The following is a 20,982-nucleotide window of genomic DNA, read 5'->3' as shown; positions in this document are numbered from 1 at the left end:
GTCGGTCTCGGTGCGGTTGGTGTGCCTGGTGGTTCCGGGGGTGGTGACGGAGGGTCAGGCTTGTTGTTCGGCACGGGATTTGAGGCAGTGGAGCCAGGTCTGCAGGGAGGTCTTGAGGGCTGTGGTGAGTTCGTCGGCGGCGGCGTCGGCGGGGTCTCCGCTCCAGGACTCCTCGGTGTGGACGAGGACGCCGGCGTCGGTCTGTTCGAAGGTCCACGCGTGGATGCCGACGATGCCCTGGACGGTGCCGCCCCAGACGATCCGCTGTCCGGGGACGAGTTCGCGGATGGTGGAGGTGATGGTCATTCCGTGGGTGAGCCAGGTGAAGTCGGTGCCGGCGGCCGGGGGGCCGCTGAGGGCGGCCTGGTCGATGCCGGTGTTCCAGGACGGCCAGTTGTCGATGTCGGTGTGGAGGTCCCAGACGGTGGCGAGGGGTGCGTCGATCCGCGTGGTCAGGGTGACGAGGATGGGGGCGGTGGTGTCGATGGTGTGCATGCGGGGTCCTTGCCGGTGCTTCGAACGGGTGGGGTTTGCCGGGGTGGATCAGGTGGCGGGTGCGGGGTCGGTCGCCTGGCGCTGCGGGGGCGGTGCCGGGGCGGCCGGTGTGGGGGGCGGGAGGGCGGCTCCGGGCCCGCGGCGGGCGGGACGGGCGGGGAGGGTGAGGGGCAGGGCGAGGAGGGCGGTGGCGGCCAGGACCGCGGCGGAGACCGCGAAGGCGGCCCGGTAGCCGGCGGTGAGGGCCTCCAGGTGGGGCTGGTGGGTGGAGGCGTGGGCGGTGACGGAGCCGGCCAGGGTGGCGAGGGCGGCGAGGCCGATCGCGCCGCCGACCTGGCGGGTGGTGTTGACCAGTCCGCCGGCGAGGCCCGCGTCCGGCCCGGGGACGCCGTCCACGGCGAGCGCGGTGAGCTGGACGAAGGCGATGCTCAGGCCGAGGCCGACCATGACGCTGGGGCCGAGTACGTCGGTGAGGTAGCTGCCGTCGGCGCTGATCCGGGACAGCCACAGCAGTCCGGCGGCCTCGGTGAGCAGGGCCGTGGTGACGGTCGCGGTGGCGCCGATGCGCCGGGCCACGCGGGGCGCGGCGATGGCGCCGAGGATGTTGGCCAGGGCGAGCGGGAGCTGGCCGGCTCCGGTGGCCAGCGGGCTCATGGCGAGGACCTGCTGCTGGTAGAGCGGGAGGAAGAAGAACAGGGCGATCCATACGGATCCGAGCAGGGCCATCAGCAGGTTGCCCGAGCGGACCCGGCCGGTGGTGAACAGGCGTGGTGGGATCAGGGCGTCGGGCCGGCGGCGTTCGATGACGGCGAAGGCCGTGAAGAGCGTTCCCGCGGCGAGGAGGGCGCCGAGTACCCGGGGGTCCGTCCAGCCGCTGCCGCGTGCGCTGGTCAGGGCCCAGACCAGGCAGGTCAGGGCGAGGGTGATGGCCGCGGTGCCCAGCAGGTCGAAGCGTCCGGCGGCGCGGCCCGCCGTCCGGGGCACGAACGCCGTGACGGCGGTGAGGACCAGCAGTGCTCCGAGCGCGACGGTGTGGAAGATCCAGGGCCAGCCCCATGCCTGGGTGAGTACGCCGCCGAGCAGGACGCCGCCCGCTCCCCCGGCGCCGGAGACCGCGCCCCACACCCCCAGCGCGCGGCCTCTGCCGGGGCCGGGCGGGAAGAGGTCCATGGTCAGGGCGAGTGCGGCGGGGGCGATGGCGGCGGCGCCGAGTCCCTGGAGGGCGCGGGCGGCGATCAGTACGGCCGGGGAGGCGGCCAGTCCCGCCGCGAGCGAGGCCGCCGCGAACACCGCGAGGCCGGTGAGGAGCACGCGGCGGCGGCCGAGGAGGTCGGCGGTCCGGCCGCCGGCCAGCAGGAGCGCCCCGAACGCCAGGCCGTAGGCGTTGACCACCCAGGTCGTGCCGCCGTCGGACAGGCCCACCCCGGCGCGGATCTGCGGCAGTGCCACGTTCACGATCGAGGTGGCCAGCATGACGGTGAACTGCGCCGCGGCCAGCGCGGCGAGCACGGTCCCGCGGTGGGGTGGTGAGGGTGCCCGGTCCTTCGTGCGTCCAAGGTTCATGGCGCACAGCCTCGTGCGGGGCGGTGTCCACTTTCCATGCCCGGTGGGGGCGGGCGCTGTCCAGTGCTGTCCGCGGCTGTCCACCCGGCCGGGCCCCTGGGGGTGTCGTCAAGGTCGTTCCGTACGCCCGCGGGGCGGGCCGTGCGGTGTCCGGTGTGTGTGCTCGTACGGCGGAGGGTCGCCCGTGTACCCGGAGGTACGGGGGCGGTCCCGGTGACGCGGCGGGCGGGCGTGCCCGGCGCCGCACGGCTGGAACGGGGGGTGCGGGATCCCCTAGTGGGGGCTGTGGAGTTCCTGCTGCCACAGGGCTTCGCAGAGCAGGTCCAGGCCCTGGCGCAGGTGGCGGCGGTAGGTGCCGTACGGGAGGCCGAGGCGGCGGGCGGCGGCTTCCTGGGTGGGGGCGCCGGAGAAGTAGCCCGCGGTCAGGGCTTCGCGGGCCCGTACGCCGCGCGGGTCGAGGGCGAGGTCGTCGACGGCCTGGCGGAGCAGGGTGCGCAGTGCGGTGGCGGGGTCCTCGGAGTCGGCGGCGAGGCGGACGCGGGTCAGGGCGCAGGCGGCGAAGGCGGTGGTGTCGCGCCAGTGGGCGAGGGCTTCGCGTACGGCTTGGTCGAACGCGGTGCGGGTGAGGCCGGCGGGCCGGGGGCGGGCGGGGGTGTCGGTGGCGGTGATGAAGCGGCGCAGCCAGGTCTCGACGGGGATCTGGCGCCAGTCGACGCTGAACAGGCCGTAGGTGTGTTCGCCGACCCGGGGGCGGGTCCCGGTGTCTTCGAGGGTGCCTTTGACGCGTGCGGCCCAGGTGTCGGCGTCCTGGAAGACGGCGAAGCCGTAGGCGCGTCCGCGGGCGCGGGCGGCCTCCGCCTGGGCGCGGGAGCTGCTGAGGTCGATGACGCGTGAGGGGATCTGGTAGCGGCCGGGGTAGACGGAGAAGCGGCTGATGCCGATGTGCTCGCCGGGTCTGACCGGGTCGGTCGTCTGGGTGTGCTGCCAGGCGGCCGCGACGACGGGGTCGGTGGCCAGGTCGTGGGGGTCGGGTGGGGCGGGCAGTTCGAGGCGGGTGGTGAAGGCGACGGTTTCTCCGGTGCTGACGAGGCGGTAGACGCTGAAGGCCTGGGGCTGGCGTTGTGCCCAGTAGCGGACCAGGTCGGCGCCGGCGGGTCCTTCGGTGTCTTCGGCCATGCGGAGGATGACATCGATGTCGTCGGGGTGCAGGGGGCGGTCGTGGACCTCGTCCTCGCGGGAGTGGGTGCGGACCCGGGTGAGGATGTCGGTTTCCCGGAAGAGGTAGAAGAGTTCGTCGGTGACGGTCCAGACGCGTTCTTCGGGGGCTTCGCGCAGGATCCGCAGGTATTCGTCGGCGAGCCGGCGGCGGATGGCGGTGAAGGCGTTGGGTGCCCGCCAGCGCAGGTCGGCCGCCAGGGCTTCGCGGGCGGCGTCGTGCGGGTGGAGGCCGCGGTGGGTGGATTCCATGAACGGCAGGTCGCGCAGCCAGTCGAAGAGCGGGTGGGCGTCCTCGTCGGGCAGTACCGCGGCGAGGAGTTCCTCGGACGTGGAGTGGGCCTGGGCGGCGACTTCCAGGGCGCGGCGGTGGGCCGGGGTGGGCACTTCTCCGATGAGTCCCGCCAGGAGGGTGCGCAGGATGCCGGCCGAGGGGGCCCAGAGTTGTTCCGGGTTCCAGCTGTCGGTTCCGGCGGCGGCGGCCAGGGACAGGGCCAGGGGGTTGCCTCCGGCGAAGTGCAGGACGCGGTCGCGGAGTTCGGGGCGGACCTGTGAGGCGGTGAGGAGGCTGCGGGCCTGTTCTTCGGAGAACGGTTCCAGTTCGGCGAGGTGCAGGAGGCCGGCCCAGGCGGGGTCGGCGGTCCACTGGGGCTGTGGGGCGTGGCGGCCGGCGAGGACGGCGAGGGTGCCTTCCGCGGTGCGGGGCAGGAAGTGCTGCCACAGCCAGCTTTCCAGCCATTGGCAGTGTTCGAAGGAGTCGACGAACAGGACGGTGCCGGGATTGTTCAGGGCGGGGGCGGCGGCGCGTTCGAAGTCGGCCGGGTCGCGGCTGACGAAGCGGCCGTCGAGTTCGACGAGCGGCCGGCCGGCGGCCCGGGCCCGGTCGGCCAGGCAGCGCAGCAGCGCCGACTTTCCGATGCCGCCGGGGCCGTGGGCGTAGAACGCGAAGGGGGCGTGTGGGTCCCCGTCCAGTGCCTGGTCGAAGCGTGCGAGTTCCCTCTCGCGGCCGATGAACGCGCGGGTGCGCGCGGTGCGCAGTCTTTCTCCGACAGACGCCATGACGTCTCACATCCCCCTGTCCCGGTACCGGGACCCCTGTCCGGAAGTATTCTGGCGGGCTGGGCGGCGGCGGTCCGGTGCGGGGCACGCGTGGGTGGTGGTCGGTCACCACGCTGTGCCGGGGCGCCGCGCCGGCCGGTCGACGACCAGGCCCTGTCGGCCGAAGGACGGGGCGTCCGGTGGTGGGACGCCGAGTGGGCCGTCGGCCGGGCGGCCACTCTCCGAGGATCCTAACAAGCGTTCGGGTTTCGGAAGTTGGCCTGAACTGCGAGTGCTGTGACCGGCACTAGCTGACGTGTGCCAGGTTCCCGTCGTCGGAGTGGCCGTCGAGGTGGCGGGTGTTCTCCACTACGCGCCGGAAGCGTCCGTCGGGGGCGTGCTCGGCGAAGAGGTACACCTCGATGCGGGAGGTCTGGCCGTTGTGCTGGGTGATGGTGACGGTGTGGCGGTCGGCGTAGCGCGGTCCGTCGCGGAGTTCGTCGTGGACCTCGACGTGGCCGGAGCGGACCAGGGAGCGCAGGCGGGTCATGTGCCGGGCGAAGGCGGTGCGGTCGCTCCACACGCCGTCCGTGCACTGGTTGTAGTCGGGGGTGAAGTGGCGGTCCAGGGCCTCGTCGAGGCTGGGGAGGGGGGTGAACAGCAGGTCGTCGAGGGCGCGGGTGATGTCGGTCGGTGTCATCGCGGTGGTCTCCTGAGGCGGGTGGTGCGGGTGGGGGCGGGTGGGGCGGGTGTGGGGATCAGTGCGGGCGGGGTCAGTGCGGGCGGGGTCAGTGCGGGACGGGGGTGAAGTCCGTGACGGGGGTGAAGTCCAGGGGCAGGGAGGCGGGGCCGCGGGTGTAGAGGCCGGTTTCCCGGTAGGGGTGGCCGGGGCTGTGGCGGACCTGGTCGAGGAGGGGCAGGAGCATCGCGGCGACGGTCTCGAGCTCGGCGCGGGCGAAGGCGGCGCCGACGCACTGGTGGAGTCCGGTGCCGAAGGCCAGGTGCTGGGCGGCGGCGGTGAAGGAGCGGGCGGCGCCGAGATCGGGGCGGTGGATGTCGAAGGTGTCCGGGTCGGTGAACGCGTCGGGGTCGCGGTTGGCCGCGCCGATCATGCAGAAGACGGTGGCTCCCGCCGGGACGGTGGTTCCGGCGAACACGGCGTCCTGCTCGGCCTGCCGGGGGATGAGCTGGACGGGCGGGGTGTAGCGCAGGGTCTCGGCGATCGCGGCGGGCAGCAGGCCGGGATCCTGGCGGACCTGGGCCAGCTGCGCGGGGTGGTCGATGAGGTGTTTGAAGAGCAGGGCGAGGGTCTTGTCGGCGGGTTCGGTGGCGGCGGCCAGGACGTTGACGATCAGCGCGGTGACGTCGCGGTCGCTCATGGCGATGCCGTCGAACTCGGCGGTGCACAGCGTGGAGATGAGGTCGTCGCCGGGGTGGCGGCGGCGCTGTTCGATGACGGGGAGGAGGTACGCCTCCAGCTGCTCGGCGCAGTCCAGGCAGTGGCGGCGGCGTTCGGGGGTGAGGACGATGCTGGTGATGAACTCGGCGACGCCGCTGTGCCAGGCGGCGATCCGCCGCCAGTCCTTCTTGTCGAGGGCGAGGACGTCGAGGGTGACGTGGACGCCGAAGGGCTTGCCGAAGTCGTTGACGAGGTCCACCCGTCCCAGGGGCAGGAAGGGTGCGATGAGCTCGGCGGTGTTGGTGCGTACGGCTTGGATCTGCTCGTGCAGGGCGGGTCCGGTGAAGGCCCGGATGACGATCTTGCGTTTGGCGGTGTGCTCGGCGCCGGTCATCTGGGCCAGGACCGGGCCGCGCATCACCGGTTCGGCGCGTTCCTGGAGCGTCTCGGTGCTGAACGCCTCGTGGTCGGTCAGCACCCGCTTCACGTCCTGGTAGCGGGAGAGGAAGTAGCTGCCGGTTTCGGGCTCGTAGTGCACCGGTGTCCGCTCCCTCAGGCGGGCGAAGTGGCGGTAGGGATCGGCGGCGAAGTCCTCGGACAGGATGCTGAAGCGGGAATCGATCAGGGACATGGCGGGTGGACCTAACGGGTGAGGGAAGCGGGGGCTCGGGCCGGGCGGGGAGCGTGTGCTGCCCGGTGGTGGGGCGTGGGGTCCGGGATATGGGGCGGGGGTGCGGGGCGGGCGGCAGGGGGGCGGGACGGCGGGGGGCGGGACGGCGGGTGGTGCCTCCGTGGGCTGTCCGGGCCGGCCGGCCGTCTTCCCGCGTACCGGGTCACGCCGCGGGCCGCGGGCGTTCGCGCGGCGGTCCGGCGGCTGTGTCCGTGACGTCTTCGGCGGGGCCGCGGGGCTGACCGGCGGCGGGTGGGCGGTGGCCGCCGCCGGAGTGCGCGACGGTACGGGCACGGCACCGTGGTCCGGGACGGCCCGGGACGGCCCGGCCCGGCCCTGACGGCGTAGCCCTGCCCGGTCCTGACGGCCCGGTCCTGACGGCGTGGCCCCGCGAGATCCGAAGGGGCGCCCTACCGCGCGGGCGGGCCGGAGGGGCGTCCGCGTGACCGGCGGGTGGCGAGGATCGCCAGGTGCACGGCCAGGGCCCCGGCGGCCAGCCCGATCTGCCAGAGGGGGCCGCCGGAGGCGATGCCGGCCACCAGGTAGCCGGTGAGGATCACGGCGAGCACCGCGTCCGGCAGGACGCCGCCCCGCTTCCACCCCGCGCGGGGCGCGTCCGCTTCGGCCAGGCGCAGCGCGTACAGCTCCACGGGGCCGAACTCCTGCCCTGCGGCGTGTCCGGTGGCGTCGAGGTGGCCGGCGGCCTCCTCGGTCAGTTCCGCGGCGCGTGCGCGGGGTATCGCGTGGCGCTCTTCGAGCAGCCGGGTCAGCTCGCGCAGCCAGAGTTCGCGCTCTTGGGCGTCCGGGGCGTCCGTTTCGGGTTTCATCATCAGTCCTTCGGGGTCTTCGGTCGGTGTGCGCCGTACGGCAGGAGCAGCGCGAGGCCCGGCAGGCACAGGAGCGGGGCGGGGAGGTGGCCGACCGGCTCGCCGGGGAGGGAGGTGAGGGCGGCCGCGCCGAGCAGCGTCGCCGCGGCCACGGCCGCCCACCCCGGTGCGCGGCGCCGCCGGTTGGGGAGGGTGGGCAGGAGGCCGGCGCCGGCCAGGGCCGCGGCGATGAGCGCGGAGCCGGCCAGTGCGCCCGGAGTCAGGGGCAGCATGAGGCCGTGCACCGCCCACAGGCAGGCGCCGGCTGTCAGGGAGGCCAGGGCGACCGGGGCGGCGGCGGCGCGGAGGGCTTCCCGGGGTGTCGGGTCGGGGTGGGCCCGGCGCAGGCGTTCCCCGGGCGGGAGGCGGGCGCCGGCCACGGCGGTGGCGTACTCCTCCGGTGGGCCGAAGGCGTCTTGGGGGCTCTCGCCGCTGTCCGCGCAGTGCTGCGTGACCTCGTCGAGCACCGTGTCGGCAGTGTCGGCGTCCACGGAGCGCGCGGCCAGGGCGAGCCGGACCCGCGCGTTCCATCTGATGGCGGGGTCACTCATGGGTCTCCTTTACGGGTCTCCTCCGCGCCGGGTGACAGGAGCCGGGCCATGGCGTCGGAGAACCGGCCCCAGCCGGCGGTCTCCTGTCGCAGCCGGGCGCGTCCGGTGTCGGTGAGGCGGTAGACCTTGCGGCCCGGGCCGCCCTCCCCCGGTTCCCACCGGGCCTCCACCGTCCCGTCGGCCTCCAGGCGGCCGAGTACCGGGTACAGCGCGCCGCCGCGGACGGTGCCGAAGCCCCGAGCGGCCAGTTCCCGCACCAGCGCGTAGCCGTGCCGGTCGCCTTCGGCGAGCACACCGGCGAGGGCGAGGGGCAGCACTCCGCGCAGCCAGCCGGTCATGGGCTCCGTACCGGTCATCCGCAGGTCACCTCGCTCTCTACTCCCGGAACCCGACTAGTTCGTTCTCAGAGTAGTGTGGACGTGTGTTCGCTCCGCGTCAACGTCCATTCGGACGGGGTGACTTGGCGGGCGGAGTGGCCTGTACGGCCTACATCAGCGGGTGTTGGGGGTGCGGGCGGGCGGGGCGGCCGCGCCGCGCCCGCCGCCGACGGGTGCGGCGGGGCGGGCGGGGCGGGGGCGGGGGTCAGCCGACGCGCGGTATCCGTGTGACGTGGCCGCGGGCGTCGGTGAAGACGCGGACGCGGTCCTCGCGGAAGTCCATCGTCACCGCGGAACCGTCCGCGACGACCGGGACCTGGACGATGCCGGGGTTGGTGCGGCGGATCAGCGCGACCGCCTCGTCCGCCGGGCGCCCCACCAGTTCGGGCCATTGCTCTGCGGCCATGTGCGTCGTCCTCTCTCGATGCGGGTGTCCGTCTCCCCCTACCCGTCCGGCCGGGGGCGAACGGGCGGGAGCGGGCCGGGTCCGCCGGCCGGCCGCGGCGCGGAAACCGGCCGGGCGGGCGGGCCGGGGTCCGTGCCGGGGCCGGTGGGGGGCCGCCGTAGGCTGGGCGGGTGACCCTGCGCAGCCTTCACGACCGATCCGCCCTGGCCGACCGCTTCGGGCGCGACCCGGCGATGCACCTGATGGAACTCGGCGACCTCGACGATCTGCTGTGGCCGCACACCAGTTGGTACACGGTGTCGGACGACGGCCCGGTCGCCCTGCTGTACGCGGTCGGCGACATCCCGACCCTGCTCGCCTTCGCCCGCCCGGGGGAGGCCGCCGGGCTGGAGGAGCTGGCCGGGGCGCTGCTGCCGGTCCTGCCCCGGAGTTTCTTCGGGCACCTCACCGGAGCGGCCGGCAAGGTCCTGGAGTCGGCGTACGCGGTCCGGCCGCACGGCACGCTGCTGCGGATGGCGCTCACCGACCCCGGCCGGGCCGCCCTGCACGCGGACGGCCCGTGGCGGCCCGCCCCGCTGGACCGGAGTGATCTGCCGGAGCTGCTGGCGCTGTTCGAGCAGGCGTACCCGGGGAACTGGTTCGACCACCGGATGCTCGACACCGGCCAGTACGTGGGGGTCCGGCAGGACGGGCGGCTGGTCGCCGTCGCGGGGGTGCACGTCTACTCGGCCGCCTACCGGGTCGCCGCGATCGGGAACGTCGCCGCGCACCCCGGGGTGCGCGGGCGGGGCGCGGGCGGGGCCTGTGTCGCGGAGCTGTGCCGGCGGCTCGGGCGGAGCGTGGACCACATCGGGCTGAACGTGCGGGCGGACAACGCCACGGCCGTCGGGCTCTACCGCAGGCTCGGGTTCTCGGAGGTCACCGAGTTCGCCGAGGCCACCTTCACGGCGCTCCCGCGGGCGTCGGCCGGCTGAGGCCGAGCGGGGCCGCCGCTTCCCGCGGGCGGTCCCCTGCCCGCGGGAGGTATCCGCTCACCGCGTGGCCGTCGGCCGGTCCGTGGCCAGGCCCAGGAAGAAGCGGCAGGTCCGGGCGAGTTCCTGGAGCTGTACGTACGCGGCCGGGCCGTCGTCGGGCAGTCCGTCGGCCAGGACGCGGCGGGTGTCCTCCAGGGTCGCGGTGTCCGGGCGCTGTCCGGGCCGGACGGCGAGCGGCATGAGGAGGCCCAGGTGCCCGCTGAGCCACAGGAACCACAGGCGGCGCAGGGGGGCGGGCGGCAGGTCCTCGTACGGTGCGAGGACGATCGTGATCGACTCGCCGATGACCGCCACGTCCAGCGGTGCCGCGGCGGCGGCCGGGTCGTCGGCGTCCTGTACGAGGAATGCGCCGGCCTTCGCGGTTGCGCTCACGCGTGTCCCTGTCCCTTCTCTCCACAGCTCACCGGTGGTCCCGGGCTGGTGCACCACCGGGGAGAAGTCTCGCGCGGAACCGGCGGCGGGGCCGTGAAATGCGCCGAGGACGCACCACGGGGCATCGTGTGGGAGTAGCGTCTTCCCTCTTCCTCTCTTCTTCGCCCCGCCGGACCGCTTCCCCGGGCTCCTTCGCCGGGCGCGGGCCAGGCCGCGCAGGGTCAGGCCGCGCAGGGCCAGGCCGTCGGCGCCCGAGGCGGCGAGGACGGCTTCCGCCCGTTCCGGCAGGGCGGCCCTGAGATGTCCGTGGTGGTACGGGCCGGCGGCAGGCTCGCCACGGCCGGGCGGGTCGTCGGCGCCGCCCGCCGTGCCCTCGAACGCGGCACGACCCCGCCGAGCGTGGTCGCGGGCCTGGGGCGGAGGTGACGGGGACCGTCCGGGCAGGGTACGAAGTCCTGGTGAACGAACAGACCCCGGCCGCGACCGTCCGCGTCTTCATCGCGCTCGCCCCGCCCGACGACGCGAAGCAGGAACTGGTGCGGGCGCTGGGCCCCGCCTACGAGGCGTACCCGCGCATGCGGTGGAACCGGGTCGAGGACTGGCACATCACGCTGGCGTTCCTCGGTGAGCTCCCGGTGGGGGCCGTGGCGCTCCTGCGGACGCCGCTCGCGGGCCTCGCGGCGGCGGGCAGGCCCGTACGGCTGGCGCTGCGCGGCGGCGGGCACTTCGACGAGCGGGTGCTGTGGAGCGGGATCGACGGGGACCTCGACGGGCTGCACCTGCTGGCCGCCGGGGTGCGGGGCGTGGTCAAGGAGTGCGGGATCGCCTTCGAGGACCGGCCGCTGCGCCCGCATCTGACGCTGGCCCGGGCCCGGCGGGGCGATCCGTCCGGGGCGGTGGGGGCCGCCGCCGGGCTCGCCGCGTTCACCGGCCGCCCGTGGGAGGCCGGGCGGCTGCACCTGGTCGGCAGCAACATCGGCCGCGGCCCCGGGCCGATCCACTACCGCGACATCGTGGCCTGGGACTTCGGCGGCGGGAGCTGACGGCCCCCGCCCCGGCCGGGTGCCACCGGTGAACCGCACCCGGCCCTGGGGGCGGCAGGCGCGTCGGCCCGGTCCGGCGGAGCCCCGGCGCCCGCGGACCCGGACCCGGCCCCGGACACCCCGTTTACCGGGGCGGAAACGGGAAACGCGGGTGTCAGCGGGCCGGCACGACATCCCCCCTGTCGCAGGCCCGTCCGGTGGAGCGCCGTACGCGCACGCCCCGTCCCCCCGGGCGCGCGTACGGCCCACCCTCCCCCGCTCCCCCTCCGCTCCGCGGCCCGTGGCCGGCCGTGTGGAGAGAACCGCGGCCAGTTTTGCATGAACATACGCACTCATGCATAATCTTCCTATGTCTAAGGTCCTCACCTCCCTTCCCGCCGGCGAGCGCGTCGGCATCGCCTTCTCAGGCGGCCTCGACACCTCGGTCGCGGTCGCGTGGATGCGCGACAAGGGCGCCGTCCCGTGCACCTACACCGCCGACATCGGCCAGTACGACGAGCCCGACATCGCCTCGGTGCCCGGCCGGGCGAAGGCGTACGGCGCCGAGATCGCGCGCCTGGTCGACTGCCGTGCGGCGCTGGTGGAGGAAGGTCTGGCCGCCCTCGCCTGCGGGGCGTTCCACATCCGCTCGGGCGGCCGCGCCTACTTCAACACCACGCCGCTCGGCCGCGCCGTCACGGGCACCCTCCTGGTCCGGGCGATGCTCGAGGACGACGTGCAGATCTGGGGCGACGGCTCGACGTTCAAGGGCAACGACATCGAGCGGTTCTACCGCTACGGGCTGCTCGCCAACCCGCACCTGCGGATCTACAAGCCCTGGCTGGACGCGGACTTCGTGACCGAGCTGGGCGGCCGCAAGGAGATGTCGGAGTGGCTCGTGTCCCACGAGCTGCCCTACCGCGACAGCACGGAGAAGGCGTACTCCACCGACGCCAACCTGTGGGGCGCCACCCATGAGGCCAAGACCCTGGAGCACCTGAACACCGGGGTGGAGACCGTGGAGCCCATCATGGGCGTGCGGTTCTGGGACCCCTCGGTCGAGATCGCCGCCGAGGACGTGACGATCGGCTTCGACCAGGGCCGGCCGGTGACGGTCAACGGGAAGGAGTTCTCCTCCCCCGTCGACCTGGTGATGGAGGCGAACGCCATCGGCGGCCGCCACGGCCTGGGCATGTCGGACCAGATCGAGAACCGGATCATCGAGGCCAAGAGCCGCGGCATCTACGAGGCGCCCGGCCTGGCCCTGCTGCACGCCGCGTACGAACGCCTGGTCAACGCGATCCACAACGAGGACACCCTCGCCCAGTACCACAACGAGGGACGGCGCCTGGGCCGGCTGATGTACGAGGGCCGCTGGCTGGACCCGCAGGCCCTGATGGTCCGCGAGTCGCTGCAGCGCTGGGTCGGCGCGGCCGTCACCGGCGAGGTGACGCTGCGGCTGCGGCGCGGTGAGGACTACTCGATCCTCGACACCACGGGCCCGGCGTTCAGTTACCACCCGGACAAGCTGTCCATGGAGCGCACCGAGGACTCGGCGTTCGGCCCGGTGGACCGGATCGGCCAGCTCACCATGCGCAACCTCGACATCGCCGACTCCCGGGCCAAACTGGAGCAGTACGCCGCGCTCGGCCTGATCGGCACCGGTGGACACCACGCCATCGGCGCCGCCCAGGCGGCCGCGACCGGGCTGATCGGGACCCTGCAGGAGGGCGGCGCCGAGGCCATCGCCTCCCGCGGCGAGGTCTCGGACGACGACGTGATGCTGGACCGCGCCGCGATGGAGTCCGGCACCGACTGACCGGCAGCGCCGGGAAGCCGGGAAGCCGGGAAAGGGCCGGCCGGGCGCCATCGGGCGCCCGGCCGGCCCTTTCGCGTGGGGGCGGCGCGTCGGCGCGGGCGGGGCGCGTCAGACCGGCAGGTCGCCGAAGGCCATGGCACCGCGCCCCGTCACGGGCGGCGGCCGGTGTGGTGGCGCCCTCGCGGCGCCGCGGGCCCCTACGGTGGGCCGGGTGACCGAACACGCGGCGGACCCCCAGGCGGCCGCGGCCCAGCTCAAGGAACGGCTGTACGCGACGATCACCATGATCTCCGTGGTCATCGGGCTCGCCGCCAGCGGCCACGTGGACGTCCTCGGCGCCGTGGCGACGGTGGCGACCACGTCGCTGGGCCTGTGGCTCGCCTCGCTCGTCGCCGACCAGCAGGCCCACCGGGTCACCCACGGCGCCTTCGCGACGGGACGGGAGCTGCGCGCGATGCTCTTCGTCAGCAGCCCCCTGCTGCTGTCCGCGGTGGGGCCGCTGGCCCTGATCGGCTTCTCGGCCCTGGGGGCGATGGCCCTGGAAACCGCCCTGCTCACCGCGGCCGGCGTCAACGTCGCCACCCTGTTCGCGTGGGGGTGCTACGGCGGGCTCCGCATGGGCGGGGGAACGGCGTTCGCCCTGCTGGCCGGTGCCATCGACGCCGCGATCGGCACGGCGGTGGCGGTGGTGAAGGCCTCCGCCGGCCACTGAGCCGGCCCGCGGCCTCCCCCGGGGCCGTCCGGCCGGTGCGCGGGCCCGTGCTCCCCCGCTCAGCACTCCCCGGGCCGCCTGCCCCGGCGGGAGCGCCGCCCCGAAGCCGGCCCCGCCCAGGGCGGAGCGGGCCGCGGCGGCGGCCCGGTCGGCGCGGCGGCGCCCGGCATGCGGTCCGGTTCCGGCGGGGCCGGCGGGCCGGTTCACGGCCGGGCGGGAGGGCCGGTCCGGTCGCCGGGCGGGTGGGGCGGGGCGTCCGGTTCTGGCCCTGTGCGGGAGGGAGGGCCGCATACGATCGGCCGATGGCGCGTTCCCTGCCGGTTGCCCCTCCGTCCTCGGTGCTCTCGGACGGAGTTGTCGTCGTGCGGCTGCGGCGCGCGTCCGATCTGGATGCCATCGCGGAGGCGGGTCACGACCCCGAGAGCAGGCGCTGGCTGGACGACGCGCCGATGGACGGGGAGGCCCGCGGTACGAGCATGGCGCGGGTCGAAGAGGCGTGGCGGAGCGGGCGGGCGGCTCCGCTGGTGGTCGCGGACGCGGTGACCGACGTACCCGTCGGGATCGTCAACCTGCAGTTCCGGGGGGACGACGTCGCCACCGTCGCCTACAGCGTGTTCCCCGCGAGCCGGGGGCGCGGCCTCGCATGACGGTCGTCTTCGCCCGCCGGGCACCGCGGCGGTGGCGGCGGGCGAACGCGGCGGCGCCCTCCGCCGGGGGCGGGCGGGCGCTCGGGGCGGCGCCGGGCAGGCGGTCACGCGGGGCCTCGGGCCGGCGGGCAGGCGGGGCGGCGGTCGGGTCAGGTGGCCCGGTCGGTGTCCGCTTCGCGGTGCATTCCCGTGCACAGGGCCCACACGACGAAGAGGTTGACGGCGATCAGCACCAGGGCCCACCAGGGGTAGTACGGCAGCCACAGGAAGTTGGCGATCGCTCCCAGACCGGCCACGGCGACGCCGAAGAAGCGCGCCCACAGGGCTCCGGTGAGCACGGCGCAGCCCGCGATGATCAGGACGATGCCCAGGATGAGGTGGATCCAGCCCCAGCCCGTCAGGCTGAACTCGAACACGTAGTGGCGGGTCGCGAGGAACAGGTCGTCCTTGGCGAGGGCGGCGATCCCCTCGAAGAGCGCCATCACCCCGCCGAAGATCATCAGGGCTGCCGCCAGAACGGTGGTACCGGATGTGGGCGCGTGCCAGGGGCTGGGCTGCGCCCGGCCCGCTCGGGGCCTGGTGGCATCACTGGCCATGGCGGTCTCCTCAGGTGGCGGAACCGGCCGCGCGTGCCGAGACCGGCGAGGTCCCCGGTTTTCAGCGTGTCACGGCCGCTGTCCCTCGGCACTCCGGCCCGCGGACCGGGCCGCGTCGGCGGCCGCGAGCACCCCGGCGAGGGCGGCGGCCCGGGGCCGGTCCCAGCGTTCGGCGCAGGCGGGGAGGTCGTGGTCGTCTCCGGCCAGCAGGAGCGGGAGCACGGCCCGGATCGCGGCCGGGGAGGCCAGCCGGTCCACGGGCAGGGGCTCGGCGAAGTCGGCGCCGCCCCACTCGTCGGTCAGGGCGGCATAGCTCCAGCCGTCGACGGAGTTCCAGAACAGCAGCATGCCGTGCGGCCACTCCTCCGTGTCGAGCACCGGGCCGACGGCCGCCGGGAGCCCGTCGCGCCACACCGTCCTGGGCCCGGTGCGCCGGTAGTAGAAGCCGGCCTCCAGGCGGCCCCCGTCCTCCTGCGCGGACCACTCGTCCGGCTCGTACGCGCCGCCGGGCCCGTCCATGGCGGCGACGGCCTCGGCGTAGGCGCGGTGCGGTAGCTCGGGCGCTGCGGGCACGGGGCGTCTCCTCATGGGCCTTGCGGGCGATGGCGGGGGCGGCCGGAGCGCGGTCACGCGTACGGCCGTCCGTCCGGCTCAACGGTCCCGCCGGGGCCGGGGAGCGGCCGGGGCGCCGATTTCACCCTGGGGGGCGGGTCCTTGACCTCAAGTGTGCTTGAGGGCGCAGGCTCGGGGTGTCGTCGCGTCCTACGGGAGGGAACCCGCCGTGAAGTCCGCCGTCGTGAAGTGCGCCGCGCAGTCCGTCATCCGCCCCGGCTTCGCCCGGGCGGGCGTCGGCGCCGTCAAGGCGAGCAGATGGCGGCTGGGCACCCCCGAGCGGCAGCGGGCCGCCGTGGACGCCATCGCCGGGGCCTGGGAGGGGCGGCCCTGGCCGGCCGCGGCCCTCCTGTCGTACACGGTGCTGGCCGGGACGGACGGCGACACCCTCTTCCACTTCTCGCAGTGGGCGGACGGGGCGGCGTACGAGGAGTTCTTCCGCACCACGCGCGACGGCCGCAACGCCGAGGTCGACGCGGCGGTGCCGGGCATCGTCCGGGTGGGCGTGGACGACTACCTGCCCTACCGGTCGGTGGGCACCGCGGCCGTGACGCCCGGCTGCGTGGTCGTCGTCGAGGCGGCCTTCGGCCCGGCCGTGCCGGACGCGGCGCGCGCGTTCGCCGACCTCGTCCTCGACGCGCGGGCCACCGACCCGGCGCCGGCGGCCGGCGGGCTCTCCGGCAATTTCCACCTCTCCCCGGACGGGACCCGCATGCTCAACTACGCCGAGTGGGACAGCGAGCGGGCCCACGCGCGGGCGCTCGCCTCGCCCGGTCCCGGTGTCGGATCCGACACCGGGCAGTGGCGCCGGGTCCTGGACTTCGCGGCTCTGGGCACCAACGGGTTCCGGCGCTACGTCCCGGCCCTGGCCCTGGTCCCGCGGCCGTAGGGGGTGTCGCCGGAGTCGTCCCGTACGCCCGTACGCCCGCACGGCGGGAGCGGCCTGGCCGGCACACCCCCGGGGTCACCGGGCCCGTGCGCGGCGGCGTTTGGGAGGGAGCGGGCGGGTCATACGCGGGGGTACGGGAGACGGCGAGGAGCGGCGCGGTCCCCGCGGCGGTCCCCAGCCGTGCGATGGCGTGAGCCGCCATCGCGCGGCTGGGGATCCGTTGTGAACCGGCCCGGTGGGCGACGGGCCCGCCCTGCCGGGGCGTACGGCCGGGCCACGCGTACGGCGGTCGCGTACGGCGGTCACGCGCGCGGGCGTACCGGGCCCGTGCGTACGGCGGTCAGGCGCGGCGGAACATGTCCGCGGCGCCGCCCCGGTGCCGGCCGCCCCGGACGGGGCCCTCCTGGCGGGGGACTTCGCGGCCTTCCCGGAGCCACTGCCGTTCGAGGGCGTCGTAGATCGGCGACTCGGAGGCCGGCCGGCGGAGCGCCGGCGGCTCGGCGAGGCCCGACTGCGGCGTAACGGTTCTCTGGTCCATACCCGGCCCAACGACCCCACCCGGCCGCCGTGGCGGGCCGTGATCCATCCGTCATCACCGCCCGGGCCCCGCCGGGCGGCTCGGTGCCGGGCGGGGCCGTGCGCCGGCGAAGACGGTGACGGGGTGGCCGGACTCCATGAGCACGGAGGTGATGACCTTCCGCTGCTCGCCGTTGTCGGAGCCCCAAGAGGCCGTTTTGAGCCCGAAGAGGTCACCCATGATCCGGCCCACCGGCCTTTAGCGCGCGGCGCCCCCGCTCCCGCGGGGCGGGCCGAGGGGGCGTGGCCCGCGCCGCCGGGTGCGTCAGGGATGCGTCAGGGATGGGTGCGCGGGCCCCCACCGGTGCGTGAACAGCGCGGACGTCCCCGAGAATGGGCGCATGGGACGCGGCAAGCTCAGGATCTACCTCGGCGCGGCGCCCGGAGTGGGCAAGACGTACGCGATGCTCTCCGAGGGCCACCGCAGGGTCGAGCGCGGCGGGGACGTCGTCGTCGGCTTCGTCGAGCACCACGGCCGGCCGCGCACCGAGGTCATGCTGCACGGCCTCGAAGCGGTGGAGCGCAGGGAGCTGGCCCACCGCGGCGCGGCCTTCACCGAAATGGACGTGGACGCGCTGCTCGCCCGCGCGCCCGCCGTGGCGCTCGTGGACGAGCTGGCGCACAGCAACGTGCCGGGTTCGCGCAACGCCAAGCGCTGGCAGGACGTGGAGGAGCTGCTGCGGGCCGGCGTCGACGTCGTGACCACCGTGAACATCCAGCACCTGGAGTCGCTGGGCGACGTGGTGGAGTCGATCACCGGGGTCCGGCAGCGCGAGACCGTGCCCGACGAGGTGGTCCGGCGGGCCGACCAGATAGAGCTGGTCGACATGTCGCCGCAGGCCCTGCGTCGGCGGATGGCGCACGGCAACATATACAAGTCCGACAAGGTCGACGCGGCCCTGTCCAACTACTTCCGCCCCGGCAACCTCACCGCCCTGCGCGAGCTGGCCCTGCTGTGGGTGGCCGACCGGGCCGACGAGTACCTCCAGCAGTACCGGGGCGAACACGACATCCGCTCGACCTGGCAGGCGCGCGAGCGGATCGTGGTCGGCCTCACCGGCGGGCCGGAGGGGCGCACGCTGATCCGGCGGGCCTCCCGGATGGCGGCCAAGGGCTCGGGCAGCGAGATCCTGGCCGTCTACATCGCCCGCAGCGACGGGCTCACCGGCGCCTCGCCGAAGGAACTCGCGGTCCAGCGGACCCTGGTCGAGGACCTCGGCGGAACCTTCCACCACGTGATCGGGGACAACATCCCTGACGCCCTGCTCGCCTTCGCCCGCGGGGTCAACGCCACGCAGATCGTGCTCGGCTCCAGCCGCCGCCGATCCTGGCAGTACGTCTTCGGCCCCGGCGTCGGTGCGAGCGTCGCCCGCGACTCGGGGCCCGACCTCGACGTGCACATCGTCACGCACGAGGAGGTGGCGAGGGGGCGCGGCCTGCCCGTGGTCCGCTCGGCGGCCCGGCTGGGACGGCCGCGGATCGTGGCCGGCTGGGTGGTCGGCGTGATCTTTCCCGCGCTGCTGTGCGTGCTGCTGACGCACGTGGACGCGGACCCGGGTCTCGCCAACGACATGCTGCTCTTCCTGGCGCTGACGGTCGCGGCCGCCCTGCTCGGCGGGCTCTGGCCCGCGCTGGCCTCGGCGGCCTTCGGCTCGCTGCTGCTGAACTACTTCTTCGCGCCGCCGCTGCACCGGTTCACCGTCTCCGACCCCAGGAACATGGTGGCCATCGCCGTCTTCTTCGGGGTGGCGGTCTCCGTGGCCTCGGTGGTGGACCTGGCCGCCCGGCGGACCCACCAGGCGGCGCGGCTGCGCGCCGAGTCGGAGATCCTCTCCTTCCTCGCCGGCAGCGTGCTGCGCGGCGAGACCCGGCTGGACGCGCTGCTGGAGCGGGTGCGCGAGACCTTCGCCATGGAGTCGGTGGCCCTGCTGGAGCGCGCCAACGACGTCGAGCCGTGGAACCGGGCCGGCAGCGTCGGCCCCAGCCCCGCCGCCCGGCCCGAGGACGCCGACGTGGACATGCCGATCGGGGACCACATGGCGCTGGCCCTGTCCGGACGGGTGCTGCCCGCCGAGGACCGCCGGGTGCTCGGGGCGTTCGCCGCCCAGGCCGCCGTGGTGCTGGACCGCCAGCGGCTGGTCGGCGAGGCCGAGGACGCCCGCCGGATGGCCGAGGGCAACCGGATCCGGACCGCGCTGCTGGCCGCCGTCAGCCATGACCTGCGTACGCCGCTGGCCGCCATCAAAGCCTCCGTCACCTCGCTGCGCTCCGACGACGTGGAGTGGTCCGAGGAGGACCGGGCCGAGCTGCTGGAGGGCATCGAGGCCGGCGCCGACCGGCTCGACCACCTGGTGGGCAACCTGCTGGACATGTCCCGGCTCCAGACCGGGACCGTCACCCCGCTGATCCGCGAGATCGACCTCGACGAGGTGGTCCCGATGGCGCTGGGCGGCGTACCGGAGGACAGCGTCCTGCTGGACGTGCCCGAATCGCTGCCGATGGTGGCGGTGGACCCGGGGCTGCTGGAGCGCAGCGTGGCCAACGTGGTGGAGAACGCCGTCAAGTACAACCCGCCGGGGCAGCCGGTGCTGGTGGCGGCCAGCTTCCTCGGCGACCGGGTCGAGGTACGGGTCGTCGACCGCGGCCCCGGCGTGCCCGACGAGGCCAAGGACCGGATCTTCGCCCCCTTCCAGCGGTACGGGGACGCCCCGCGCGGGGCGGGCGTGGGCCTCGGGCTCGCGGTCGCCCGCGGCTTCGCGGAGGCCATGGACGGCACCCTGACCGCGGAGGACACCCCGGGCGGCGGGCTCACCATGGTGCTCACGCTGCGCGCGGCGGCCCGGGCCGGCGCGCCTTCGGGCGTCGTGGTGGACGGCGAGGGGCGGAGCGTGGAACACGGCCGGGAGCAGGGCCCCGGCCGCGACCACAGCCAGGACCGCGGTCGTGACGACCGCGACCGTGATCGGACACGACAGAAAGCAGGACCCCAATGACCCGGGTGCTCGTGGTGGAAGACGAGCCGCAGATCGTGCGTGCCCTCGTGATCAACCTGAAGGCGCGCAAGTACGAGGTCGACGCCGCCGTCGACGGCGCGAGCGCCCTGGAACTCGCGGCCGCCCGCCATCCCGACGTGGTCGTCCTCGACCTCGGCCTGCCCGACATGGACGGGGTCGAGGTGATCAAGGGGCTGCGCGGCTGGACCCGGGTGCCGATCCTGGTCCTGTCCGCCCGGCACAGCTCCGATGAGAAGGTCGAGGCCCTGGACGCCGGCGCCGACGACTACGTCACCAAGCCCTTCGGCATGGACGAGCTGCTGGCCCGGCTGCGCGCCGCCGTGCGCCGGGCCGAGCCGGCCGCCGGCGCGGGCGGGGGCGAGGTGGTCGTGGAGACCGCGGGCTTCACGGTGGACCTGGCGGCCAAGAAGGCCGTACGGGAAGGACGCGACGTCCGGCTCACCCCCACCGAGTGGCACCTGCTGGAGGTGCTGGTCCGCAACGGGGGCAAGCTCGTCAGCCAGAAGCAGCTGCTCCAGGAGGTGTGGGGACCCTCGTACGGCACCGAGACGAACTACCTGCGCGTCTACATGGCGCAGTTGCGCCGGAAACTGGAGGCGGACCCCTCGCACCCCCGCCACTTCATCACCGAACCGGGCATGGGGTACCGCTTCGAGAGGTAGCCGGGGCGCCGGTACGCTTCCTGTATGAGTGCTGAACCGCGTCCCGAGAAGTCCGCGAAGCCGGTCAGGCCCGCGGGCCGGTTCCGCCGGATGATAGAGCGGCTGTCCACCTCGCAGGAGGACCTGCATTCGGCTGAGCTGCAGGAGGACGCAGAGGCCGCGGGGTGCCTGCGGATCTGCGACTGTTCCGACCGCCAGATAGTCAAGGTGACCGGAACGCTGCGTACGGTCACCCTCAGGCCCCGGGCCGGCGTCCCGGCCCTGGAGGCGGAGCTGTTCGACGGCTCGGCCGCCTTGGACGTGGTCTGGCTCGGCCGTCGCTCGATCGTGGGAATCGAGCCGGGCCGGCGCATGATCGCCTCCGGACGGATTTCCATGTCCCATGGCCGCCGGGTGCTCTTCAACCCGAAGTATGAACTCCGACCGCTCGGACAGGAGCAGTAACCG

Annotated in this window: 24 protein-coding genes; 10 read left to right on the top strand and 14 right to left on the bottom strand. The window is 74.6% G+C overall.

Annotation, left to right across the window (positions count from 1 at the left end):
• Positions 1-54: 54 nt before the first annotated feature.
• The 9 genes from ABT106_RS07545 to ABT106_RS07505 all read right to left on the bottom strand — a co-directional run bounded on the left by ABT106_RS07545 (position 55) and on the right by ABT106_RS07505 (position 8,580).
• Positions 55-495 carry an SRPBCC family protein gene (locus ABT106_RS07545; protein ID WP_351273696.1) on the bottom strand — a complete coding sequence of 147 codons (441 nt, stop codon included), beginning with the start codon at positions 493-495 and terminating at the stop codon, positions 55-57.
• 48 nt (positions 496-543) lie between these two features.
• Positions 544-2,058: an MFS transporter gene (locus ABT106_RS07540; RefSeq protein ID WP_351273694.1), complete on the bottom strand. Its 1,515-nt coding sequence runs from the start codon at positions 2,056-2,058 to the stop codon at positions 544-546.
• A 273-nt stretch (positions 2,059-2,331) separates the two neighbouring features.
• Positions 2,332-4,332: an ATP-binding protein gene (locus ABT106_RS07535; protein ID WP_351273692.1), complete on the bottom strand. Its 2,001-nt coding sequence runs from the start codon at positions 4,330-4,332 to the stop codon at positions 2,332-2,334.
• Positions 4,333-4,618: 286 nt separating this feature from the next.
• Positions 4,619-5,011 (bottom strand): nuclear transport factor 2 family protein, encoded by a 393-nt coding sequence (locus ABT106_RS07530; protein WP_351273690.1) that lies wholly within the window; start codon positions 5,009-5,011, stop codon positions 4,619-4,621.
• An 88-nt stretch (positions 5,012-5,099) separates the two neighbouring features.
• Positions 5,100-6,341 (bottom strand): cytochrome P450, cyclodipeptide synthase-associated, encoded by a 1,242-nt coding sequence (locus tag ABT106_RS07525; RefSeq protein ID WP_351273687.1) that lies wholly within the window; start codon positions 6,339-6,341, stop codon positions 5,100-5,102.
• 449 nt (positions 6,342-6,790) lie between these two features.
• On the bottom strand, positions 6,791-7,210 hold the full coding sequence (locus tag ABT106_RS07520) for a hypothetical protein (protein WP_351273684.1): 420 nt from the start codon (positions 7,208-7,210) through the stop codon (positions 6,791-6,793).
• On the bottom strand, positions 7,210-7,797 hold the full coding sequence (locus ABT106_RS07515) for a hypothetical protein (RefSeq protein WP_351273682.1): 588 nt from the start codon (positions 7,795-7,797) through the stop codon (positions 7,210-7,212). The genes ABT106_RS07520 and ABT106_RS07515 overlap by 1 nt, the downstream gene beginning before the upstream one ends.
• Entirely contained in the window at positions 7,794-8,153 is a 360-nt protein-coding gene (locus tag ABT106_RS07510) for a PadR family transcriptional regulator (protein WP_351273679.1), read from the bottom strand. The genes ABT106_RS07515 and ABT106_RS07510 overlap by 4 nt, the downstream gene beginning before the upstream one ends.
• A gap of 226 nt (positions 8,154-8,379) precedes the next feature.
• Complete coding sequence (locus ABT106_RS07505) at positions 8,380-8,580, bottom strand: serine protease inhibitor (protein ID WP_351273677.1); 201 nt, start codon at positions 8,578-8,580, stop codon at positions 8,380-8,382.
• Between the two features lie 170 nt (positions 8,581-8,750).
• On the opposite strand from ABT106_RS07505, the gene ABT106_RS07500 reads away from it, so the two are divergent.
• Positions 8,751-9,554 carry a GNAT family N-acetyltransferase gene (locus ABT106_RS07500; protein WP_351273674.1) on the top strand — a complete coding sequence of 268 codons (804 nt, stop codon included), beginning with the start codon at positions 8,751-8,753 and terminating at the stop codon, positions 9,552-9,554.
• 57 nt (positions 9,555-9,611) lie between these two features.
• Here ABT106_RS07500 and ABT106_RS07495 read toward each other — a convergent pair whose 3' ends face one another.
• Positions 9,612-9,986: a DUF6415 family natural product biosynthesis protein gene (locus tag ABT106_RS07495; protein WP_351273671.1), complete on the bottom strand. Its 375-nt coding sequence runs from the start codon at positions 9,984-9,986 to the stop codon at positions 9,612-9,614.
• Positions 9,987-10,286: 300 nt separating this feature from the next.
• Between ABT106_RS07495 and ABT106_RS07490 the strand changes: the two genes are divergently transcribed.
• The 5 genes from ABT106_RS07490 to ABT106_RS07470 all read left to right on the top strand — a co-directional run bounded on the left by ABT106_RS07490 (position 10,287) and on the right by ABT106_RS07470 (position 14,186).
• Positions 10,287-10,412, top strand: a complete 126-nt coding sequence (locus tag ABT106_RS07490; RefSeq protein ID WP_351273668.1) for a hypothetical protein — start codon at positions 10,287-10,289, stop codon at positions 10,410-10,412.
• A 32-nt stretch (positions 10,413-10,444) separates the two neighbouring features.
• Positions 10,445-11,029, top strand: a complete 585-nt coding sequence (gene thpR / locus ABT106_RS07485; protein WP_351273666.1) for an RNA 2',3'-cyclic phosphodiesterase — start codon at positions 10,445-10,447, stop codon at positions 11,027-11,029.
• Positions 11,030-11,378: 349 nt separating this feature from the next.
• A complete protein-coding gene (argG, locus tag ABT106_RS07480) occupies positions 11,379-12,827 on the top strand; it encodes an argininosuccinate synthase (protein WP_351273663.1) in 1,449 nt (482 codons plus the stop codon).
• A 211-nt stretch (positions 12,828-13,038) separates the two neighbouring features.
• Positions 13,039-13,539, top strand: coding sequence for a hypothetical protein (locus ABT106_RS07475; protein WP_351273660.1), 501 nt, complete (start codon positions 13,039-13,041; stop codon positions 13,537-13,539).
• Positions 13,540-13,841: 302 nt separating this feature from the next.
• A complete protein-coding gene (locus ABT106_RS07470; protein WP_351273657.1) occupies positions 13,842-14,186 on the top strand; it encodes a GNAT family N-acetyltransferase in 345 nt (114 codons plus the stop codon).
• Positions 14,187-14,335: 149 nt separating this feature from the next.
• On the opposite strand, the gene ABT106_RS07465 is transcribed toward ABT106_RS07470, so the two are convergent.
• Both ABT106_RS07465 and ABT106_RS07460 read right to left on the bottom strand, forming a co-directional pair.
• Entirely contained in the window at positions 14,336-14,782 is a 447-nt protein-coding gene (locus ABT106_RS07465) for a DUF7144 family membrane protein (protein WP_502979252.1), read from the bottom strand.
• Positions 14,783-14,851: 69 nt separating this feature from the next.
• Entirely contained in the window at positions 14,852-15,355 is a 504-nt protein-coding gene (locus ABT106_RS07460; protein ID WP_351273655.1) for a hypothetical protein, read from the bottom strand.
• A gap of 208 nt (positions 15,356-15,563) precedes the next feature.
• On the opposite strand from ABT106_RS07460, the gene ABT106_RS07455 reads away from it, so the two are divergent.
• Positions 15,564-16,283: an antibiotic biosynthesis monooxygenase family protein gene (locus tag ABT106_RS07455; RefSeq protein ID WP_351273653.1), complete on the top strand. Its 720-nt coding sequence runs from the start codon at positions 15,564-15,566 to the stop codon at positions 16,281-16,283.
• 340 nt (positions 16,284-16,623) lie between these two features.
• Here the strand turns inward: ABT106_RS07455 and ABT106_RS07450 are convergent, their stop codons facing one another.
• Both ABT106_RS07450 and ABT106_RS07445 read right to left on the bottom strand, forming a co-directional pair.
• Positions 16,624-16,821, bottom strand: coding sequence for a hypothetical protein (locus tag ABT106_RS07450; protein ID WP_351273650.1), 198 nt, complete (start codon positions 16,819-16,821; stop codon positions 16,624-16,626).
• Positions 16,822-16,875: 54 nt separating this feature from the next.
• Entirely contained in the window at positions 16,876-17,040 is a 165-nt protein-coding gene (locus tag ABT106_RS07445) for a hypothetical protein (protein WP_351273647.1), read from the bottom strand.
• A 160-nt stretch (positions 17,041-17,200) separates the two neighbouring features.
• Between ABT106_RS07445 and ABT106_RS07440 the strand changes: the two genes are divergently transcribed.
• Genes ABT106_RS07440 through ABT106_RS07430 form a run of 3 tightly spaced genes read left to right on the top strand, consistent with a single transcriptional unit; the run spans position 17,201 to position 20,979 of the window.
• Positions 17,201-19,852 carry a DUF4118 domain-containing protein gene (locus tag ABT106_RS07440; RefSeq protein ID WP_351273645.1) on the top strand — a complete coding sequence of 884 codons (2,652 nt, stop codon included), beginning with the start codon at positions 17,201-17,203 and terminating at the stop codon, positions 19,850-19,852.
• Positions 19,849-20,535 carry a response regulator gene (locus ABT106_RS07435; RefSeq protein WP_351273642.1) on the top strand — a complete coding sequence of 229 codons (687 nt, stop codon included), beginning with the start codon at positions 19,849-19,851 and terminating at the stop codon, positions 20,533-20,535. The genes ABT106_RS07440 and ABT106_RS07435 overlap by 4 nt, the downstream gene beginning before the upstream one ends.
• A gap of 24 nt (positions 20,536-20,559) precedes the next feature.
• Positions 20,560-20,979, top strand: a complete 420-nt coding sequence (locus tag ABT106_RS07430) for an OB-fold nucleic acid binding domain-containing protein (protein WP_351273639.1) — start codon at positions 20,560-20,562, stop codon at positions 20,977-20,979.
• Positions 20,980-20,982 lie beyond the last annotated feature (3 nt).

This window comes from Streptomyces sp. NPDC002044 (genome assembly GCF_040296725.1).
In the GTDB taxonomy this organism is placed as follows: Bacteria; Actinomycetota; Actinomycetes; order Streptomycetales; family Streptomycetaceae; genus Streptomyces; species Streptomyces antarcticus.
The sequence above is the reverse complement of the archived record's forward strand: the minus strand, read 5'-3'. Positions and strand labels throughout refer to the sequence as shown.

Coding starts and splice junctions, on each gene's coding strand:
- ABT106_RS07545 (WP_351273696.1), bottom strand. CDS start 495: ATGCACACCATCGACACCACCGCCCCCATCCTCGTCACCCTGACCACG.
- ABT106_RS07540 (WP_351273694.1), bottom strand. CDS start 2,058: ATGAACCTTGGACGCACGAAGGACCGGGCACCCTCACCACCCCACCGC.
- ABT106_RS07535 (WP_351273692.1), bottom strand. CDS start 4,332: ATGGCGTCTGTCGGAGAAAGACTGCGCACCGCGCGCACCCGCGCGTTC.
- ABT106_RS07530 (WP_351273690.1), bottom strand. CDS start 5,011: ATGACACCGACCGACATCACCCGCGCCCTCGACGACCTGCTGTTCACC.
- ABT106_RS07525 (WP_351273687.1), bottom strand. CDS start 6,341: ATGTCCCTGATCGATTCCCGCTTCAGCATCCTGTCCGAGGACTTCGCC.
- ABT106_RS07520 (WP_351273684.1), bottom strand. CDS start 7,210: ATGATGAAACCCGAAACGGACGCCCCGGACGCCCAAGAGCGCGAACTC.
- ABT106_RS07515 (WP_351273682.1), bottom strand. CDS start 7,797: ATGAGTGACCCCGCCATCAGATGGAACGCGCGGGTCCGGCTCGCCCTG.
- ABT106_RS07510 (WP_351273679.1), bottom strand. CDS start 8,153: ATGACCGGTACGGAGCCCATGACCGGCTGGCTGCGCGGAGTGCTGCCC.
- ABT106_RS07505 (WP_351273677.1), bottom strand. CDS start 8,580: ATGGCCGCAGAGCAATGGCCCGAACTGGTGGGGCGCCCGGCGGACGAG.
- ABT106_RS07490 (WP_351273668.1), top strand. CDS start 10,287: ATGTCCGTGGTGGTACGGGCCGGCGGCAGGCTCGCCACGGCCGGGCGG.
- argG (WP_351273663.1), top strand. CDS start 11,379: ATGTCTAAGGTCCTCACCTCCCTTCCCGCCGGCGAGCGCGTCGGCATC.
- ABT106_RS07470 (WP_351273657.1), top strand. CDS start 13,842: ATGGCGCGTTCCCTGCCGGTTGCCCCTCCGTCCTCGGTGCTCTCGGAC.
- ABT106_RS07465 (WP_502979252.1), bottom strand. CDS start 14,782: ATGGCCAGTGATGCCACCAGGCCCCGAGCGGGCCGGGCGCAGCCCAGC.
- ABT106_RS07450 (WP_351273650.1), bottom strand. CDS start 16,821: ATGGACCAGAGAACCGTTACGCCGCAGTCGGGCCTCGCCGAGCCGCCG.
- ABT106_RS07445 (WP_351273647.1), bottom strand. CDS start 17,040: ATGGGTGACCTCTTCGGGCTCAAAACGGCCTCTTGGGGCTCCGACAAC.
- ABT106_RS07440 (WP_351273645.1), top strand. CDS start 17,201: ATGGGACGCGGCAAGCTCAGGATCTACCTCGGCGCGGCGCCCGGAGTG.
- ABT106_RS07435 (WP_351273642.1), top strand. CDS start 19,849: ATGACCCGGGTGCTCGTGGTGGAAGACGAGCCGCAGATCGTGCGTGCC.
- ABT106_RS07430 (WP_351273639.1), top strand. CDS start 20,560: ATGAGTGCTGAACCGCGTCCCGAGAAGTCCGCGAAGCCGGTCAGGCCC.